This is a genomic window from Streptomyces sp. NPDC023838 (assembly GCF_040639555.1).
Classification (GTDB): domain Bacteria; phylum Actinomycetota; class Actinomycetes; order Streptomycetales; family Streptomycetaceae; genus Streptomyces.
In genome coordinates this window covers 245,314-265,547 of the sequence record NZ_JBFAAD010000001.1, presented here as the reverse complement: position 1 = coordinate 265,547, position 20,234 = coordinate 245,314, and the positions used below count along the sequence as shown (strand labels likewise).

At 68.3% G+C, this 20,234-nt stretch carries 14 protein-coding genes; 12 read left to right on the top strand and 2 right to left on the bottom strand.

Annotated elements, in window-relative coordinates:
• Nucleotides 1-399 precede the first annotated feature (399 nt).
• From AB0G17_RS01210 to AB0G17_RS01165, 10 genes are all read left to right on the top strand, one after another.
• The gene (locus AB0G17_RS01210) at nucleotides 400-1,152 is read left to right on the top strand and encodes an FCD domain-containing protein (protein ID WP_361374196.1); all 753 of its coding nucleotides are present in this window, start codon (nucleotides 400-402) and stop codon (nucleotides 1,150-1,152) included.
• Nucleotides 1,153-1,733: 581 nt separating this feature from the next.
• Nucleotides 1,734-3,332 (top strand): arabinofuranosidase catalytic domain-containing protein, encoded by a 1,599-nt coding sequence (locus AB0G17_RS01205; RefSeq protein WP_361374194.1) that lies wholly within the window; start codon nucleotides 1,734-1,736, stop codon nucleotides 3,330-3,332.
• Between the two features lie 116 nt (nucleotides 3,333-3,448).
• Nucleotides 3,449-5,896 (top strand): RICIN domain-containing protein, encoded by a 2,448-nt coding sequence (locus tag AB0G17_RS01200; RefSeq protein WP_361374192.1) that lies wholly within the window; start codon nucleotides 3,449-3,451, stop codon nucleotides 5,894-5,896.
• Nucleotides 5,897-5,976: 80 nt separating this feature from the next.
• The gene (locus AB0G17_RS01195) at nucleotides 5,977-7,146 is read left to right on the top strand and encodes a ricin-type beta-trefoil lectin domain protein (protein WP_361374190.1); all 1,170 of its coding nucleotides are present in this window, start codon (nucleotides 5,977-5,979) and stop codon (nucleotides 7,144-7,146) included.
• A 44-nt stretch (nucleotides 7,147-7,190) separates the two neighbouring features.
• Nucleotides 7,191-8,660, top strand: a complete 1,470-nt coding sequence (locus AB0G17_RS01190) for an endo-1,4-beta-xylanase (RefSeq protein WP_361374188.1) — start codon at nucleotides 7,191-7,193, stop codon at nucleotides 8,658-8,660.
• 359 nt (nucleotides 8,661-9,019) lie between these two features.
• A complete protein-coding gene (locus tag AB0G17_RS01185; protein WP_361374571.1) occupies nucleotides 9,020-9,844 on the top strand; it encodes a ricin-type beta-trefoil lectin domain protein in 825 nt (274 codons plus the stop codon).
• A 22-nt stretch (nucleotides 9,845-9,866) separates the two neighbouring features.
• Nucleotides 9,867-11,696, top strand: coding sequence for an RICIN domain-containing protein (locus tag AB0G17_RS01180; protein ID WP_361374186.1), 1,830 nt, complete (start codon nucleotides 9,867-9,869; stop codon nucleotides 11,694-11,696).
• Between the two features lie 180 nt (nucleotides 11,697-11,876).
• The gene (locus AB0G17_RS01175) at nucleotides 11,877-13,859 is read left to right on the top strand and encodes an alpha-L-fucosidase (protein WP_361374184.1); all 1,983 of its coding nucleotides are present in this window, start codon (nucleotides 11,877-11,879) and stop codon (nucleotides 13,857-13,859) included.
• 78 nt (nucleotides 13,860-13,937) lie between these two features.
• Nucleotides 13,938-15,254: a ricin-type beta-trefoil lectin domain protein gene (locus tag AB0G17_RS01170; protein WP_361374569.1), complete on the top strand. Its 1,317-nt coding sequence runs from the start codon at nucleotides 13,938-13,940 to the stop codon at nucleotides 15,252-15,254.
• A 270-nt stretch (nucleotides 15,255-15,524) separates the two neighbouring features.
• A complete protein-coding gene (locus tag AB0G17_RS01165) occupies nucleotides 15,525-16,271 on the top strand; it encodes a FadR/GntR family transcriptional regulator (protein ID WP_361374182.1) in 747 nt (248 codons plus the stop codon).
• 16 nt (nucleotides 16,272-16,287) lie between these two features.
• On the opposite strand, the gene AB0G17_RS01160 is transcribed toward AB0G17_RS01165, so the two are convergent.
• The gene (locus AB0G17_RS01160; RefSeq protein ID WP_361374180.1) at nucleotides 16,288-16,545 is read right to left on the bottom strand and encodes a hypothetical protein; all 258 of its coding nucleotides are present in this window, start codon (nucleotides 16,543-16,545) and stop codon (nucleotides 16,288-16,290) included.
• Nucleotides 16,542-17,360 (bottom strand): phytanoyl-CoA dioxygenase family protein, encoded by an 819-nt coding sequence (locus AB0G17_RS01155; protein WP_361374178.1) that lies wholly within the window; start codon nucleotides 17,358-17,360, stop codon nucleotides 16,542-16,544. The genes AB0G17_RS01160 and AB0G17_RS01155 overlap by 4 nt, the downstream gene beginning before the upstream one ends.
• Nucleotides 17,361-17,433: 73 nt before the next feature.
• Between AB0G17_RS01155 and AB0G17_RS01150 the strand changes: the two genes are divergently transcribed.
• Complete coding sequence (locus AB0G17_RS01150; RefSeq protein WP_361374176.1) at nucleotides 17,434-18,207, top strand: AraC family transcriptional regulator; 774 nt, start codon at nucleotides 17,434-17,436, stop codon at nucleotides 18,205-18,207.
• Nucleotides 18,208-18,721: 514 nt separating this feature from the next.
• Nucleotides 18,722-20,200 carry a sugar transferase gene (locus AB0G17_RS01145; protein ID WP_361374174.1) on the top strand — a complete coding sequence of 493 codons (1,479 nt, stop codon included), beginning with the start codon at nucleotides 18,722-18,724 and terminating at the stop codon, nucleotides 20,198-20,200.
• The last annotated feature ends 34 nt before the right edge of the window (nucleotides 20,201-20,234 follow it).

The window sequence follows — 20,234 nt, the reverse complement described above, 5'->3', positions numbered from 1 at the left end:
TGTGGTGCCCGCCGGCAGGGGGCAGCAGGCGAGGGGCAGCCTGGGATGCGTCGTGCGCATGGTCCGGCCCGTGACCGTCCGGCCCGACGACGGAAGCCAAGTAGGGGCCTCTCGGCGGTAATTAGGCTCCCGACCCGCTGGCCGGGTCAAGGGGATGAGCACACCTATTTTCGGCGGCATCCAGGCCGCAGCGCCCCACCCGTCGGCACCATCTCCCGACTCCGTGCGGCCCGGTGAGACGGTGATGCCGAGCTCAGGCCCCGTTCATCGCAGACAGCGAAGGCATCCTCGCTCCGAGAATGTGCAGGCTTATTTGCCCGCCCCTTGTTCGCTGCCGAACTCGGCGAGAGGATGTATCAGATCCATGGCGAGCGAGGACTACGGAGAAGTGAGGCTTCCGTGACGGGCGCAGCGAGAGGAACGGCGGACGGCGACGAGGAGGCTCCGTACCGGCCCGGGTATGAGGTGGCCGCGGAGCAACTGCTCGAACTCATCGCGTCCATGGATCTGCGTCCGGGCGACCGTCTGCCCACGGAGCTGGAGCTTGCCGGACGGCTCGGAACGAGCCGCACCGTGGTCCGCGAAGGCATCAAGATCCTTTCCGCGCTCGGTCGGGTCCGCGCGCAGAAGGGCCGGGGGCTCTACGTCGCCGACGACCCCGGCATGCTGGGCGCCGGGCGGTTCGGCGGATTCTTCCTGCCGACCAACCTCGACCATCTCTTCATGCTCTTCGAATTCCGCAGAGTCCAGGAGACCGAGGCGAGCCGACTGGCCTCGGTCCGGGCAACCCCCGTCGAGCTGCGTGCCATCGAGAAGGCCGCCGACACCTGCCGCCGCGCCTTCGAGTCCGGTGACGTCGAGCTGTTCGAGCAGGGGGACGACGCCTTCCACACCGGTGTCGCCGCTGCGGCTCACAACTCCTTCCTGTCGGTGGCCGTGCAGGAGGCACGGCGACTGCAGAGCCAGTCGGGCGTCATGGCGCTACGCGGCACGCTGGGCGGGCACGGGGCAGCCGCCATCGAGGAACACGACGCGATCTTCCGCGCCATCAGAGACGGCCTACCCGAAGAAGCCGCGCTCGCGGCCGCCACCCACATCGACAACACCCTTGAGGATTATCGCAAGAAGATTCAGCAGCGCGTCTTCGGCTGATGCCCGCCGGCGTGGTGGTCCTGCCGGTGACGATGTCGTCCGGCCCCCCGTGCGCTCCAGGGTCGTGAAGCGAACCGATTCTACGTAAGCGCTTCGACTGGATGGTACGACCGGCGGGGTACGGGGTCAACGATGTGCCGCGAGACGAAGGCGACGCAGACGCGCGCGCCGAGGTCCGCCACTTCGGCGAGTGCACTGCGAAACGGCCCCCGAACACCGTGGTTTTGGCGGTCGCGTACCTGTTCAGAGGCGTGACGGCAGGTCACCCGGGCTCCCTGGGCGTGGCCGTCGAACGGCACCCTGCGCGACCCACCGCGACGCCGCCTGCCCGCCGCTACGCCGGCTCGGTTCGGTCAGTCGAACGCTCCCGTTCCGCCGGGCCCAAACCATCGAACCGATTCCGTGAAGGTTCGCAACAGTGCGCTCCCCAACCCTTGACAGCCCTGCGGAATCGGGAGCAGCGTCTCCTCCCGAAACCTCACGGCAATCCCACTGCAAACACGGCACGTTCAAGCGCTTCCGCACCATGGGCGCCACCAGCACAACCTGACTGGGTTACGCCGGCACGGTAGGGAGATCGGATGGAAACCCCACGTACAAAAGGCCACACGCTGTCCGGGCGCGGTGGCGTCCAACGGCTGCTCGCAGCGTTACGGCGCCGTGACGGGCCGACCAAGGTGCCGGATCAGGCACATGTCCCTTCGCCGCCGGTGCGCTCGCCGCGCTCTCGGCTGAAGACGTTCGCCCGGGCGGGGGCCGCGGCCGCGCTCGTCATTGGCGCGCTGACCGGTGCCACGGCCACGGCAGGCACGGCCCAGGCGGCCGCATCCGGGCCGTGCGACATCTACGCGACAGGCAATACGCCATGCGTCGCGGCGCACAGCACGACGCGCGCGTTGTACGCCGCGTACAACGGGCCGCTCTACCAGGTCCGGCGCTCCTCGGACAACACCACCCGGAACATCGGTGTCCTGAGCGCGGGCGGGTATGCCGACGCCGCCGCGCAGGACTCGTTCTGCTCGGGGACGAGCTGCCTGATCACCATCATCTACGACCAGTCGGGCCGAGGTAACCACCTCACCCAGGCCCCCGGCGGCGGTGCCGCGGGCGGTCCCGACAACCTCGCGAACGCGACCGCCGCACCCACCATGGTGGGCGGCCACAAGGCCTACGGCGTCTTCGTGGCGCCCGGCACCGGTTACCGCAACAACCACACCAACGGCATCGCGACCGGGGACAACCCCGAGGGCATGTACGCGATCTTCGACGGCACGCACTACAACGGGGGCTGCTGCTTCGACTACGGCAACGCCGAGACGGACAGCAACGACGACGGCAACGGCACCATGGAGGCCATCTACTTCGGCAACATCAAGGTCTGGGGCTACGGTTCGGGCAACGGTCCCTGGATCATGGCCGATCTGGAGAACGGCCTGTTCTCCGGGGTGAACCAGCACTACAACGCCAACGACCCGACGATCAACTACCGGTATACGACCGCCATCGTCAAGGGCGGCCCGAACCACTGGGCGATCCGCGGCGGCAACGCGCAGTCGGGCGGTCTGTCCACCTTCTACGACGGGGTGCGTCCCAACGTCGCGGGATACAACCCGATGCGCAAGCAGGGGGCCATCATCCTGGGCATCGGTGGTGACAACAGCAAGGGCGCCCAAGGCACCTTCTACGAGGGCGTGATGACCTCCGGCTACCCCTCGGACGCCACCGAGAACGCGGTCCAGGCCAACATCACCGCGGCCGGATACAACACCGCGTCCGGCCCTACGGGCACCGGCCCGTTGCACGCGGTGGGCGCGGGCAAGTGCCTGGACGTGCCGAACTCGTCCACCACGGCCGGCACACAGGTGCAGATCTGGGACTGCAGCGGCGGCGCCAACCAGAGCTGGACCCACACTTCCTCCAACCAGCTGACCGTCTACAGCGGCAGCAGCCAGATGTGTCTGGACGCGTACAACAACCAGACCACCGCCGGCACCAAGGTGGTGACCTGGCCGTGCCACGGCGGCGCCAACCAGCAATGGCAGCTGAACTCCGACGGCACCGTCACCGGCATCCAGTCCGGACTCTGCCTCGACGTCACCGGAGCTTCCACGGCCAACGGCGCCCTGGCCGAACTCTGGCCGTGCAACGGCGGATCCAACCAGCAATGGCGCCTCAACTGATCTGAACGGCTCCCGCCCGTGGCCGGCTCACCGCCGGCCACGGGCCGCACTCGCCACCAGATGAGGGCACCCGCATGCCCGGCACGGGCCACACGCGCCACTACTGAAGGATGACGATGCCCAGACCCAGAGCGCTCCGCGGCCGCTGGGCCGTTCCCCTGTCGCTGCTCGCCCTACTGGCGGGGAGCGTCGCCACGGCCGGGGCCGCGAACGCCGCACCGGCCGAACGCCAAGCAGCAGCCGCCGCCCTGTACGTGGCTCCAGGCGCGGCTCCGGGCGGGAACGGCAGCGCCCAGCAACCGTTCGCCACCATCGACCAGGCGCAGCAGCCCGCACACCGGCTCGCGGCCGACGCTGACGTCGTGGTCTACCTGGCCGGTGGCACCTACCGGCAGTCCAAGCCGCTGACGTTCGGCTCCGCCGACGGCGGCCAGAACGGCCACACCATCTCCTACCAGGCCATGTCCGGGCAGCAGCCGGTCGTGACCGGCGCCCAGCAGGTGACCGGCTGGCAGGTGCAGGACCAGACGAACAACATCTGGTCGGTCCACGTCGGCACCGGCGTGAACACGCGTCAGTTGTACGTGAACGGCAAGGAGGCACCGCGGGCGGCGGTCCAGGTGTCCCGCTCCGACTTCGCCTTCACCCAGACCGGCCTGACCATCACCAACTCCGCTCTCAACTATCTGGCCGGCCTCTCGGACAAGAACCACATGGAAGTCGAGAGCCTCAACTCCTTCACCGACCGGTACGCGCCGGTCCAGTCGATCAGCGGCAACACCATCACGATGCAGCAGCCCGCGTGGAACAACAACTCCTGGGGCTACGACACGATCAACGCGCCGTTCGCCGGCGGAACGATGTACCTCGAGAACAACTACGCCTTCCTGCGGCAGGCCGGACAGTGGTACCTCAACTCGTCCACCGGCGACCTGTACTACCGCGCCCAGCCGGGCCAGAATCCGGGCAGCCTCGACATCGAACTGCCCCGGCTGCAGAGCCTGCTCGGCATCAGCGGCAGCTACGGCTCCCCCGCGACCGGTCTGCGATTCACCGGCATCCGGTTCACCGGCACCTCCTGGCTCGGCCCGAGCGGATCCGTCGGCTACGCGGACCAGCAGAGCGGCGCGCACATCACCGGTGCCTACACGATGCCGACGGACTGGCTGAACACCTGCAAGTCCGGGTGCGCGCAGTTCGAGGCCACCCGTAACCACTGGGCGCAGATGCCCGCGGCCGTACAGGTCTCCGCCGCCGCCAACATCACGTTCTCCGGCGACACGTTCTCCGAACTCGGGCAGGCCGGGCTGGGCGTGGGCAACGACGGCGTCGCCACGGCCTCCGGCACGGGCCTCGGCGCCAACGGCATCACCATCACCGGCAACACGTTCACCGACGACGCCGGCAGCGGCATCCAGGTCGGCGGGATCCAGCCGGACGCACACCACCCCAGCGACCCGCGGATGACCAACCAGAACATCGTGATCAGCAACAACCGGGTCAGCGGGGTGGGCACCGACTACAAAGAGACCGCGGCCATCCTGTCCACCTACGTCACGAACGCGACGATCACTCACAACCAGTGCGACCACCTTCCCTACGACGGGATCGACATCGGATGGGGCTGGGGCGTCAACGACCCGGGCGGCAGCCAGGACTACGTCAACCGAGGCACGTACAACTACCAGCCCGTCTACAGCACTCCGACGACGCTGAAGAACAACACCGTGTCGTACAACCTGGTCTTCAACACCAAGAACGCGATGTTCGACGGCGGAAGCATCTACAGCCTGTCCGCGAGCCCCGGCTCGGTGATCTCCGACAACTACATGTACGACAACCGTCACACCACCGCGCTGTACCTCGACGAGGGCTCCCGGTACCTGACGGTGTCGCACAACGTGGTGCAGGACGCCGGTAACTGGGCGCTCACCAATGCCAACGGGAACAACCACACCGACGACAGCACCTTCTCCGGCAACTGGTACAACGGCGGCAACACGTATGTGGCCACCGGTCCTCCGCACAACAACGTCCTCACCGGCAACGTGCAGGTCAGCGGCACCAACTGGCCGCAGGGTGCGCAGCAGGTCATCCAGCAGGCGGGCGTGCAGACGTCGGGAGGCGGCGGCTTCCCCAGTGGCTACCACCGGCTGGTGATCGGCAGCGACAGTCTGTGTCTGGACGTGTACGGCAACTCCGGCAGCGCGGGCGCCGCGATCGACCAGTGGACCTGCAACGGACAGAGCAACCAGCAGTTCCAGTTCGTGCTGGTCTCGGGCGGTTACGGGCAGTTGCAGGCACAGAACTCCGGGCTGGTCGTGACGGTGTCGGGCGGTTCCACGGCTGCCGGTACGCCGGACATCGTGCAGCAGGCCGCCGACGGAGCATCCAGCAGTCTGTGGCTGCCGGTGCACCAGTCCGACGGGTCGTACGCCTTCCAGAACCAGAACAGCGGGTTGTGCCTGGACGTCTACGGCGCCGGCAGCAACCTCGGCCAGCAGCTCGACCAATGGCCCTGCAAGAACACCGCCGGCACCAACCAGGACTTCACCCCGCGCTGACCGGCCCGTACGGCCCCGGCGCCCGCACGGTCCGGCGGTTCTTTCACCACACCACTGTCCCCCACCAGTGAGGAACACCGATGAAGAAGTACTGGGCACCCTTGGCCGCGGCGCTGACGGCCGCACTCGGCCTGAGCGGCGCGTTGCCCGCGACGGCCGCCACCGGCGGCGAGGCACCGTCCGCCGCCGGGGCCGCCGCCGCGCCCGCCGCCCTGCGGCTGATGCCGTTGGGCGACTCGATCACCTGGGGCGTCGGCAGCGCGTCCGGGAACGGCTACCGGAGCTTCCTGTGGAACCGGCTGGCGGCCGAGGGGCACGCACTGGACTTCGTCGGCTCGGGCCGCAACGGCACCATGTCCGACCCGGACAACGAAGGCCACTCCGGCTGGCGTATCGACCAGATAGCGGGCATCGCAGACTCCATGCTGGCCCGATACCGGCCGAATGTAGTCACCCTGGAGATCGGCACCAACGATCTGAACGGCGGCTCCACGGCCCCGGCCGCGGCCGACCGGCTCCGCGCGCTCATCGACCGGATCACCAGCGACGCGCCCGACGCGACCGTTCTGGTCGGCACCCTGATCATCTCCACCAGCGGAACCGAGGAAGCCACCCGGCCCGCGTTCAACGCCAAGCTACCCGGAATCGTCCAGGCCGAGCAGGCAGCCGGCAAGCATGTACGCCTGGTGGACATGAGTGCTCTGACCAGCGCGGATCTGGCCGACGCACTGCACCCCAACGACACCGGCTACGGCAAGATGGCTGACGCCTTCAACGCCGGGGTCCAGGCCGCGGACGCGGCAGGCTGGATCAAGCCGCCGGTTTCCGTGGGCGGGCAGGTGCGCTCCGGCGTCGCGGGGAAGTGCCTGGATGTCAAGGGCGGCAGCAGCGCCAACGGGACCGCCGCGGAGATCTGGTCATGCAACGGCTCCAGCGCGCAGGCGTGGTCCGCGCGCTCCGACGGCACCCTGCGGGCGCTCGGGAAGTGCCTCGACGCCACCGGTTTCGGTACCGCCAACGGCACCCCGATCGAGATCTGGGACTGCCACGGCGGCACCAACCAGCAGTGGCAGGCGTACAACGGTGGTTACCGCAATCCGGCCTCCGGCCGCTGCCTCGACGACCCCGGTGCTTCCACCACCGACGGTACGCAACTGGTCCTGTGGGACTGCAACGGCGGCGCCAACCAGCAGTGGACCACCCTGCCGGTCAGTTCCGTGACACGACTCCACAGCGGCACCGCCTCGTGATCGGTGTCTCTCCCCCCCCACACACACAAGGAGAACGATCCCCCATGTCCTGGCCCAACGAGGAGCCCCGTCTCCGCAAGGCCCTGACCCTGGCCACCGGTTTGGTGGCCGGCACCGTACTGGCCCTGACCGGCCCGGCGAGCCCCGCACACGCGGCCTCCGGCACGCTGGGCGCGGCCGCGGCCGACAGCGGCCGCTATTTCGGCACGGCCGTGGCTGCCGGGAAGCTGGGCGACTCGACGTATTCCACGATTCTCGACCGGGAGTTCAACATGATCACCCCGGAGAACGAGATGAAGTGGGACACCACCGAACCGTCCCGCGGCAACTTCAACTTCGGCCCGGCCGACCAGATCGTCGGCCACGCATCCGCGCACGGACAGCGGATGCGCGGCCACACCCTGGTATGGCACTCCCAACTGCCCGGCTGGGTCGGCTCCATCGGAGACGCGAACACGCTGCGCAACGTGATGAACAACCACATCACCACCGAGATGACCCACTACAAGGGCAAGATCTACGCCTGGGACGTGGTCAACGAGGCGTTCGCCGACGGCGGCAGCGGCCAGCACCGCAGCTCGGTGTTCCAGAACGTGCTCGGCAACGGCTTCATCGAGGAGGCGTTCCGCACCGCCCGGGCGGCCGACTCCTCGGCCAAGCTCTGCTACAACGACTACAACATCGAGAACTGGACCGACGCCAAGACCCAGGGCGTCTACAGCATGGTCAGGGACTTCAAGTCCCGTGGCGTACCGATCGACTGTGTCGGGTTCCAGAGCCACTTCGGCACCGGCGGGCCGCCCGCCAGCTTCCAGACCACCCTGTCCAACTTCGCCGCCCTGGGCGTCGACGTCCAAATCACCGAACTCGACATCGCCCAGGCACCGCCGACGGCGTACGCGAACACGGTGAGGGCCTGCATGAACGTCGCGCGCTGCACCGGCATCACCGCGTGGGGAATCAGGGACAGCGACTCGTGGCGGACGGGAGAGAACCCGCTGCTGTTCGACAACAACGGCAACAAGAAGCCGGCCTATGAAGCGGCTCTGTCCGCGCTCGGCGGCAGTACGGGGGACCCCGGGGGCATCGTCTCGGGCAGGGTGTACGCGCTGAGCGATGTGGCTGCGGGGCGGGTGCTGGACGTGCCGGCCGGACAGACGGCGAACGGCACGTCTTTGCAGGTCTGGGATGCCAACGGGAGTGCTGCGAATCAGCAGTGGCGGGCGAGTCAGAACGGTGACGGCTCCTACACGTGGACGAACATCGGCAGCGGGCGGGTGCTGGACGAGCCGGGTGGCCAGACGGGCAACGGCACGCGGATGGAGATCTGGGACGCCAACGGCGGTGCCAACCAGCACTGGCGGGCGAGTCGGAACGGCGACGGTTCGTACACCCTGACCAACGTCGCTTCCGGCCGGGCGCTGGAGATCCCCGGCGGGCAGAGCGCCAACGGGGCCCCGGTCCAGGTCTGGGACTCCAACGGCGGTGCCAACCAGCACTGGAGTCTCAGGTGAGGTGATCGGCGCCAGAGCGCGTCCCGGTCCCGCCGGATCGCTTCGGCGGGACCGGGACGGACACCCGCGTCCGGTATGACGGCCGTCGCCGGACGCGGATTTCACCATGCCCTCACAGCGGACCGAACGGGGCATATACATGGGATGGATTGATTTCCGATTGACGGTGGCGTGCGCATTGACAGCGTGAATGACGTATGGAATCACTAAGGAACATGGGATGTCTCAGTGCTCTCTGTGAGTGCTCTCGGGCGCCCCTACCCCCACGACACCAAGGGAGAGTCGACCCTATGCAGCCTTCAGCTGTTGCGTCCTTGCGCAGGACGCTGGCGCTCACCTTCTCGGTCGCGCTGCTCGCGTTGGCCGCCCCGCTCCTCTCCCCCGGTATGGCGCAGCCCGCCGCTGCGCTGAACAACGGGCTGGCGCTGACCCCGCAGATGGGCTTCAACGACTGGAACGCGTACGGCTGCAATGTCTCCGAGTCGCTGATCAAGTCCACCGCGCAGGCGATGCACACCAACGGCATGCAGGCGGCGGGCTACTCGTACGTCAACATCGACGACTGTTGGATGACCCACAACCGCGATTCCGGCGGCCACCTGGTGCCGGATCCGGCCAAGTTCCCCGACGGCATCAAGGGCACCGCGGACTATGTGCACTCGCTGGGGCTCAAACTGGGGATCTACGAGGACGCGGGCAGCGCGACCTGTGCGGGGTATCCGGGCAGCCTGGGGCACGAGACCACGGACGCGCAGTCGTTCGCCTCGTGGGGTGTGGACTATCTGAAGTACGACAACTGCAACAACAACGGGGCACCCGCGCGGTGTCTGGATGTTCCGGGCTCGTCCACCACAGCGGGGACGCAGACGCAGATCTGGGACTGCCACGGGCAGGCGAACCAGGCCTGGTCCCAGACCACCTCCCACCAGCTCACCGTGTACTCCGGCACCAGTCGGCTGTGCCTGGACGCCTCGCACCAGGGCACCAGCCCCGGCACCAAGGTCATCACCTGGACCTGCAACGGCCAGAGCAACCAGCAGTGGAACCTCAACGCCAACGGCACCCTCACCAACGCCCAGTCCGGCCTGTGCCTGGACGTCACCAACGCCGCCACCGCCAACGGCACCCCCGTACAACTGTGGACCTGCAACGGCGGATCCAACCAGCAATGGTCGCTCGGCTGACCTCGGACCGCAGGAGGATCGGATGAGGACGAGAGTGGGACCCGGACGTCTGGCACTGATAGCCGGCGCCGTCCTGGCGCTCTTGCTGCCGCTGCCGGCGAAGGCAGCGAGCCAGGCCGCCTCGGGCGAGTCGCTGAGCGTGCACCTGGCGTCGACGCGCGGGCCGTCGACCGGCGTCGGGGAGGGCTTCCTCTACGGCATCAGCGAAGACGGCACCCAGCCCGTGGACCAGTTCATCCAGCCGCTGGGCATCAACGCGTTCCGCGGCGGCGGATGGTTCTCCGGCGGCTGGATCAAGGACAACTACCAGTACGGCTCGGCGACCCGGGCCGATGTCGGCTCGATCATCTCGCAGGCGAAACGGCTCACCCAACCGCCCTACCACGCCCAGTACCAGGTGCTGGTCAGCGACATCTACGGTGCGAACGGCGGCCAGCCGTCGAACACCAAGTACCCGTGCGACAACGGGGACTGCTCCAACTGGATCAGCTTCATCGACTCCACGGTGGGAGCGCTGCAGGCTTCGGGGCTGAAGTTCTCCTACGACATCTGGAACGAGCCGGACATCTCCGTCTTCTGGACCCGGGGGGTGAACAGCGCCCAGTACTTCCAGATGTGGGACACCGCCTACCGGGAGATCCGGCGCATCGCCCCCGGTGCGCAGATCGTGGGGCCGTCACTGGCGTTCACCCCGCAGAGCAACCCCGGTGAATGGCGGACCTGGCTCGCGCATGTGAAGGCGGCGGGGACGGTGCCGGACATGATCGCCAACCACGACGAGGGCGATGTCGACGACCCGGTCACCGTCGGGCAGTCCCTCAACAGCGCTCTGACCACGGCGGGCATCGGTCCGTTGCCGCTGTCCGCGAACGAGTACCAGCCGGCCGACCGGCAGACCGCCGGGGTGACAGCGTGGTATCTGGCGCGGTTCGCGCAGTCCGGGTACACCAACGCGATGCGCGGCAACTGGGTGTGTTGCGTCACCCCTAACCTGACCGGAGTCCTGACCCAGAGCGGGGGCAGCTGGCAGCCGACCGGCAACTGGTGGGCGCTTCGGGACTACGCCGACATGACCGGCACCCTCGTGGACACCTCCGGCCAGGTCGGCTCGACGGCGATCTCGGCCTCCGAGGACTCCTCCGCCAGGCGCGCGGTGGCGATCGTCGGCGACTCCAACGGGTACACCGGCGCCGCGTCCGTGACCTTCGACGGGCTGTCGTCCGTACCCTGGCTGGCGAACGCGGGCAGCGTGAACGTCACCGTCCACCGCATCCCGGAGCAGGCGCCCCTCGCCGCCCCGCAGATCGTCTACAACCAGAACGTGAGCGCCTCGGGCGGCTCGATCACCGTGCCGCTCACGTTCCAGGCCTCGCATGACGCGTTCGCCGTCTACCTCACACCCGCCTCGTCCAGCGGCGGCTTCCCGAACGGCTACCACCAACTCGTGGTCGCCAACGACAACTTGTGCGTGGACGTCTACGGCAACTCCGGCAGCGCGGGGGCCGCGATCGACCAGTGGGCCTGCAACGGGCAGGGCAACCAGCAGTTCCAGTTCGTGCCGGCCTCGGGCGGTTACGGCGAACTGCGAGCCCAGAGCTCGGGCCAGGACGTGGCGGTCGCCGGCGGCTCCACGGCGGCAGGTATCCCGGACATCGTCCAACAGTCCCCCGGTGCGGCGGCCAACAGCCTTTGGCTGCCTGTACGGCAGTCCGACGGCTCCTACGAGTTCCAGAACAAGAACAGCGGTCTGTGCCTGGACGTCTACGGCGCCGGCGGCAACCTGGGCCAGCAACTGGACCAGTGGCCGTGCAAGAACGCGCCCGGCACCAACCAGGACTTCATCCTCCGCTGACGTGATCAGCCATCCGCTCGCGCGGCTGGGCCGCGCGAGCTCCACGGGCTCGCGTCGACCAGCCCGGCGGCGGAACGATCGAGGCGGAATCCAGAAGTGAACGCGCGCAGCTGATCCGTGACCGGCCGTCGATCACCGACTCCCCCATCACCTCCGTCAATTCCCCCGAGAGGCCTCCACATGCCCTCCTCTTCCCTGCCGCTCAGCCGACGCCGACTGCTGTCGGCAGCCGGTGCGGCCACGGCCTTCAGCCTGCTGCGCTTCGCCCCCGGCGCCGCCGCGACCGAGGGCCCCGGGAGCTACACCGCGAACTGGCCCTCCGTGGACCAGCACCCCCCGGCCCCGGCCTGGTTCCAGGACGCCAAGTTCGGCATCTACTACCACTGGGGCGTCTTCAGCGTTCCCGCGTTCGGGAACGAGTGGTACCCGCGCAACATGTACATCGGCGGCTCGGCCGAGAACCAGCACCACATCGCCACCTACGGCGACCCCTCGGCATGGCCGTACAACAACTTCATCGACGGCGCCCGCGACAAGGCGGGCACCTACGTGCAGTTCGCCCCCAAGCTCGTCTCCCAGGGCGGCAGGTGGGATCCGGACGCCTGGGCGCGGCTGTTCAAAGCCGCGGGCGCCAGGTTCGCCGGCCCGGTCGCCGAGCACCACGACGGCTACTCCATGTGGAACAGCCGCTCCAATCCGTGGAACTCGGTCCAGCACGGCCCCAGACTCGATCTGGTGGGACTGCAGGCGCAGTCCATCCGAGGGCAGGGGCTGAAGTTCATGGCCTCCCTCCACCACGCCTACCACTTCAACGGCTTCTACGACCACGTGCCGTCCCAGTCGGACCCGGCGCTCCGCGCCCTCTACGGCCAGCAGGGCTCCGCCACCGAGAACAAGCTCTGGTACGACAAACTGGTCGAGGTCATCGACGGCTACCAGCCGGACCTGGTCTGGCAGGACTTCGACCTCAGCCTGGTGCAGGAGTCCTACCGGCTCCAGTTCCTCGCGCACTACTACAACCAGGCGGTCTCGTGGAACAAGGACGTGGTCGCGACCTACAAGGACGGCCTCGACAACAAGGGTGAGGTCTTCGACTTCGAGCGCGGCGGCCCGGCAGGGCTGCTCACGCCCTACTGGCTGACCGACGACAGCATCTCCTCCTCCAGCTGGTGCTACACGGTGGGCATCGGCTACTACTCGACGCAGGCACTGCTCCACTCGCTGATCGACCGGGTCAGCAAGGGCGGCAGCATGCTGCTGAACATCGCCCCGATGGCGGACGGCACCATCCCCTCCGGGCAGCAGTCCATCCTGCTCGCCATGGGCGACTGGCTCGGCCGCTTCGGGGAGGCGGTCTATGCCACCCGCACCTGGGCCAGTTACGGCGAGGGCCCCACCAAGATGGGCGGAGGCTCGTTCAGCGGACCGGTGGCCGGCAAACCACAGGACGTCCGGTTCACCCGCAGCCGGGACAACAAGGTCCTCTACGCCACCGCGCTGGGCTGGCAGGGCGCCACCATGACCATCACGACGCTGAACTCGAACCAGATCAACCTCAGCAGCCTGACGGGCGCCAAACTGCTGAACACCACCGCCGGCACCTACATCGACCTGCCCGCACCAACCCAGGACGCCTACGGCCTGCACCTCACCATGCCCTCGTCCAACCCGCCGTTCAGCGCCCTCGCCTACACGGTCAAGCTCACCTTCTCCGGTGAGATCCCCGTCCTGGGCGCGCCGGGCGGCTCGACAACCTGGGTGAAGATCGCCAATGTGACCAGCGGGCTGGCGCTCGACAGCGGAGGCAGCGTCGCCTCCGGCTCCAACCTCAAGCAGTGGAACTACGACGGAAGCACCAACCTGCAGTGGCAACTGATCGCCCTCGGCAACGGCTACTACCGCATCATGAACCGCACCAACGGTATGGCCGCCGACAGTTGGGGCAACTCCGCCAACGGCGCTCCCGCCCGGCAGGAGGTGTGGAACGGTGGCAACAACCAGCAGTGGTCGCTCAGCAGCCTCGGCGGCAACCGCTACCAGATCGTCAATCGGGGCACCGGAACCGCCCTGGACGGCAGTGGCAGCACCACGGTCGGCTCGACCACGGTGATGTGGACACCGAACTCCAGCACCAACAACGAGTGGACCATCACCGGGGTCTGAACCGCCTTCAGCGACCGACGCTCCCTGTCCATCCCTCGACCACGGAAGAAGGAGTGTATGAAACGCAAACCGCTCTTCATGTCCGTCCTGGCTGCGTTACTTCTGGTCCTGTCAGCCGCGGGCACCTCGTTCAGCCGCGGCCTCGGCGCGCCCGCGTCGGCCACGGCCACCGGCGCCGTCCAGGCGACCGCCGGGTGCGGCAAGGCCCCCACGCTGACGAGTGGCACCCACACGATTCAGAGCGGCGGCCAGACGCGCAGTTACATCCTGCGGGTCCCCGCCGGTTACGACAGCAACCATCCCTACCGGCTGGTCTTCGGTTTCCACTGGCGGGGCGGCACGGCCAACGACGTCGACTCGGGCGGAACGGACGGGTACAACTGGTCCTACTACGGCCTGAGGCGCCTGGCGGACGGCGCGAACAACAGCACGATCTTCGTCGCCCCCCAGGGCAACGGCAACGGCTGGGCCAACCCCGGCGGCCAGGACGTGGCCTTCGTCGACGCCATGGTCAGCCAGATCGAATCAGGTCTGTGCGTCGACACCACCCAGTTGTTCTCCGCCGGCTTCAGCTACGGCGGCGCGATGTCGTACGCCCTCGCCTGCTCCCGGGCAACGGTCTTCCGCGCGGTCGCGGTCTACTCCGGCGCGAATCTCAGCGGGTGCAACGGCGGTACTCAGCCCATCGCCTACATGGGTCTGCACGGCCTGCGGGACAACGTGCTGCCCATCGCGTCGGGACGGGAACTGCGCGACACCTTCGTCCGGGCGAACGGCTGCACCCCGCAGAACCCGCCCGAACCGGCCTACGGAAGCCTGACGCACATCATCACCACCTACTCCGGATGCAGGTCCGGATACCCCGTCGTCTGGGCCGCGTTCGACGGAGCGGGCCACGACCCCGGCCCCATAGACGGTTCCACCGGTGACGGCTGGCGCACCTGGACGTCGGCAGCGGTGTGGCAGTTCTTCACACAGTTCGGCTCGAACCCGTCACCGCCCACCGGCAACCAGAAGATCGTCGGTCAGCAGTCGGGGCGCTGCCTCGACATCAACAACTCGACCACGACCAACGGCACGCAAGCACAACTGTGGGACTGCAACGGTGGCTCCAACCAACGGTGGACCCGCACCGCCGGAAAGCAGCTGGTCGTGTACGGCAACAAGTGCCTGGGCACCTCCGGCCAGGCAGGGGGCAACGGCACCCCGGCGACGATCTGGGACTGCGGCGGGCAGGCCGACCAGCAATGGAACATCAACACCGACGGCACGATCACAGCGGTGCAGTCGGGGCTCTGCCTGGACGCCAACGCCCGTGGGACCGCCAACGGGACGAAGGTCCAGCTGTGGAGTTGCACGGGCGGTGCGAACCAGCACTGGCGCCTGGAGAACTGACCCGCCCGAGCCAGGCCGGGCAACACCCAGGTCCTGCGGGCTGACCCGGTCCGCGGCAAGGCGATCCTGGACCGCCTCCCGGCAGGGCGCGAGCGCCTGCACCCCCGTATCATCAACGTCACCCTGGGCATGCGGAATCGCGAACAGGTCACGCGGAACGCGGGGCGCGGCTCCACCGTCGGCGTGTCCCCGAAGATCTGTGGAACGGCCTGCGCGCCCGGGGCTGATCGGCCCCGGCGTGCAGGTGGAACCAGGACGAGGGAGTTCGCGATGTCGTTGACCGACAAGGCGATCGAGCGGATTCGTGAACTGATCCGCACCGGTGCGCTGCTCCCGGGCGCGAAACTGCCGCCGGAGCAGGAACTCGCGGCTCAGCTGGGGCTCTCCCGCAACCTGGCACGCGAGGCGGTCAAGGCGCTCGCCGTGGCACGGATCCTTGAGGTCCGGCGGGGCGATGGCACCTACGTCACCAGCCTGGAGCCGCGCCTGCTGTTCGAGGGGCTGGGCGGCGCCGTGGAACTCCTGCAGACGGACTCGGCCGCACTGCTGGACCTCATGGAGGTCCGCCGGCTCCTCGAACCGGCCGCGACCGGCCTGGCCGCCACCCGGATCACCGACGACCAGTTGGCCGAGGTCGAGCACCACCTGGACGCCATGCGCGAGGCCCGCGACGACGTCGAGCAGCTCAACGCCCATGACGCGGCCTTCCACCGCACCGTCGTCGCGGCGACGGGCAACGACTCGCTGCTCACTCTCCTGGAGGGCATCTCGGGCCGTACGCTGCGGGCCCGGATCTGGCGCGGCCTGGTCGACGACCAGGCCGCGGGTCGCACCCTTGCCGAGCACAAGGCGATCTTCATGGCCCTGTCCACCCGTGACGCGGTCCTCAGCCACGCGGCCGCGCTCCTGCACGTCACCAACACCCAGCAGTGGCTGCAGGAACACGTCCGCTCCGCCGAGCCGCCCCCGAGCACCACGGCCGGGCGACCGCGCCGTACCACGTCGAACGCTCACTGACGCGTCGAGGACGTGGTCACAGCTTCTCGAAGAAGAACTCGTGCTTGAGGAAGGACGTGTCGTACTCGTGGCCGGGGTGGGGCGGAAGCAGTTGGGACGCCTGGAACAGGCGCCAGCCGTCTTCCAGCGCGGCGAGGCCCGTTTCGTACGGCGGCTCGTCGCTGTCCCCGGTCGTCGGACGGGTCCGGCCGCTGCCGTCGTAGCGGGACCATCCGACGACGTACGAGTCGAGCGCCGACGTGGCGAGGTAGAGCACGAGGACTTGCTGCTTCATACGTTCCTCCGCAGAGCCGGCCGGTTGTTGGCACGAGTGATCCAGTACTCGATGTCGAACGTGTCGTCTCCGGTCAGCGCGCGCCACAGCAGTGCCCGGTTGTAGATCTCCAGGCGCCCGGTGGCCCACTCGTACCACGGGAAGGAAGTGCTGAGCTCCGCCGTCACGGCGGGATCGTGCAGATCGGACGTGTCCCAGAGCCTGACTTGGGGCACGGTCGGGTTGAGGCGGATCTTGTACATGTAGCGCTGCTGGGCCGTGTCGTTGCGCCGGCCGCTGTGCCAGATTCCGTGGTGTACGAGAACGATGGTGCCGGCCGGGCAGGTCAGCCGGGTCTGCCCGCGCAGGTTCTGCACGCGCCCGATGTCGGTCTCGTTGATGCGGCGCAGGTGACTCCCCGGCACACTCAGGGTTCCGCCCATGTCGGCGGTCACCTCGTGGGGGTAGTACATGAGCTGGACGTCGAAGGCGTCCGGGCGGACGTCGATGATCGCGTCTGCGTGCAGATCCTGCGCGTTGCCCTCGTCCGGCTGGCGGACGTGCACCGCGTGGTGGTCGACCGTCGGATCCGGCCCGACCAGGCTCTCCACCGCGCCGGCCACGGCGGGCAGGGCGAGCATGCGCGGGATGAAGGTGTCTTCGGGGAACGCCTTGAACAGCGGCGTCCCGTACGGGACTTCGGGTATTCCCGAGGCCAGGGTCTCCATGGCCTCTTCGTTCAGCTCCTGCGGCACGACCGCGTCCAGGCGGAGAAACCCCTGCGCGACGAAGCGTGCCACCTGAACCGAGGTGAGCAGCTCTTCAGTGGTTGGCATGCGACCAAGCTAGGACGCGAAACCGTCACAGGCGTGGGATGTAATCGCCGGTCGCTGGTAGATTTTCACCGCCATGGAGAGTGTGTCCTTGTGCCTGGATCAGCCGCCTGAGGTGGTGAACGCCGGCGTGGGCGTGCACGGGTCCACGACCGCCCACGAAGTCTTCCGGTTGCCCGACCTGTGGCAACTGCACCTGTACAGCTATGTGGGGCGACTGTCCGTCGAGGGCACCGTGCACCCGATCCGGCCCGGATGCGTCAGCCTGATCCCGCCGGACACCGAGGTGCACTTCCACTACCATGGCAGATCTGAACACCTCTATGCCCATCTGCGTCTCCCCCGCGCCGGCCCCACGCACTCCCTACCCCTGATGCAGGATGCCGGGCCCGAAGGGCCGCTCATGGCCGCCCTGTTGAGACACGCGATCGCCGCCCTGCCCGTGTCTGCCGCGCGCGCGTCCGCCGAGGTGTGGACGGTTCTCTGGCACACCGCCCTGCTGACCGGCTCCGACGAGCCCGGGCGCCGGCATCCCGTCGTGGCCTCCGCCCAGGCCTATATCGAGGAGCATCTCGCCGAGCCGCTGCCCGTGCCCGTCATCGCGCGCGCTGCCCGCGTCTCCCACACGCATCTGACCCGTTTGTTCCGGGCGGAGACAGGCCTCACCGTCATCGCCTACCTCCGGCGCCGTCGGCTGGAGCGCGCCCGCCATTTACTCCAGTCCTCCACCCTCTCCATCCCTTCCATCGCCGCGGCGGTGGGCATCGCCGACCTCCAGGCCTTCAACAAGGCCTGCCGTCGCGAGCTCGGAGCGGGGCCGCGCGCTGTGCGCGCCGCCCGCTCGCTGTGAGAAACCGGGCACTCGCTTTTGGCCATACTGCGAACACCGGCAAGATCAAGCCGTGCGCCTCGTTGCCCGGGGCGATCGCCCCTCCAATAAAGCTGAGCACAAATTACACACATCCCCTCTACATGCTGGCTCCTATGCTCTAGATTGACCGTGCTTCAGCTGCTCGGGTACGAGGCGCCAATAATGATCTATAGGTCCGGCGTTGGGGAAAGCCAGCAGTCGCGTCCCCGGCGCCAGACATGGGGGTGATCAATTCTTGGAGCCCGACAGAGGGCTTTGGGTGCGGGGAGCACCCTAAGTTCCGACGAGTTCCCGCGCACATCGAGGGTCTGGCAGGACATGCGAATCCGCTGTCGCCAGGGTGGGGTGTTCAAGTAGCGCTGAATAGCCGGGATGTCATGCGCGAGGGGCGCGGACCTCCCAAGGGGAGAAACAGTGCGGGGGGCGGGGGCCTCCCGGGGGGAGGGGCGGTGTTGGGCGAACACGTCGAACCACTGGCGACCTGGGGGGTCCTGTGCGGCAGGGGGGATTAGTCAGCCCGATTCCGTCGACGCGAAGACGTCTGACGAACGGGACGATCAGCCAGCCCATGATCGACTGGGAGCAGCGGTACCGCCGTACCGTGATCACCAGCGACACCCTGACCACCGCCTTCGTGGTGGCAGCGATCGGCAATTTCTTCGGGGCCCGCGACGCGGCCAACTGGCACGAGAAGTGGGGAATCCTCACATTCGGCACCGAGCTGCTGGTGCTGGGAACGCTTGCGATGAGCCGGGCGTGGGCTCCGGCCGTGCTCGGCCAGGGCGCCGAGGAATTCCGCCGGCTCGGACGCTCACTGTTCACGGCGGCCGTCGTATTGGCGCTCGGCGGGATCGCGCTCACCTCGCGCAACATCAAGCTCTGGATCTTCGTCGCAATCCCCGCGATCGCGCTCATCACCATGACCGCGCGGTATCTGCTGCGACTCTGGCTGCATAAGCAGCGCAAGGAGGGACGGTGCCTGCGACCGGTGCTCGCTGCCGGGAGCCCGGCCACCGTACGCGACCTGATCGCCCGGACCCGCAAGTTCCCGCACCTCGGCTGGCGGGTGGAGGCGGTGTGCACGACGGACGGTCTCGGGCCCGACGGTGATCAACTGGAGGGAGTGCCGGTCGTCGGCCGGCTGGCGGACGTCGCTGGCCACGTCCGCCGCGACGGCTACCGTGTCGTCGCGGTCACACCGGACCCGCACTGGTCACCGGACCGGCTGCAGCGGCTGGCCTGGAACCTCGAAGGCAGCGACGCCGAGATGGTCGTGGCTCCCGTGCTGATGGAGGTGGCCGGCCCACGGCTGCACGTCGACGCGGTGCTCGGGATCCCGCTGCTGCGGGTCAGCATGCCGACCTTCACCGGGGGCCGTCGGGCGGTCAAAGAGGTCGTCGACCGGATGGGCGCGGCGATCCTGCTGATGCTGTTCGCGCCGCTGATGGTGCTGGTCGGGCTGCTCGTGCTGGTGGACAGCCGAGGTGGGGCGTTCTACCACCAGCGCAGAGTCGGCAAGGATGGCCGCGAGTTCACCATTCTCAAGTTCCGCACGATGGCCGCCGGGGCTGACGGGGCACGTGCCGCGCTGGCCGACCGCAACGAGGGCGCCGGCCTGCTGTTCAAGCTCCGCCGGGATCCGCGGGTGACCCGGGTGGGAGCAGTGCTGCGCCGGTACTCGCTCGACGAGCTCCCGCAGCTGTTCAACGTGCTCACCGGATCGATGTCGCTCGTCGGTCCGCGCCCTCCGCTGCCGGAGGAGTCCGCCGCGTACGGCCCGGACATCCGGCGGCGGCTGCTGGTCAAGCCCGGGCTCACCGGCCTGTGGCAGATCAGCGGACGCAGCGACCTGCCGTGGGAGGAGGCGATCCGTCTTGACCTGCGGTACGTGGAGGACTGGTCGCTCGCCCTGGACGCAGTGATCTTGTGGAAGACGCTGCGTGCGGTGCTCTACGGGCAGGGGGCCTACTGATGCGCGGGAGTCGTCGTCCGGCCGATGCGCGGAC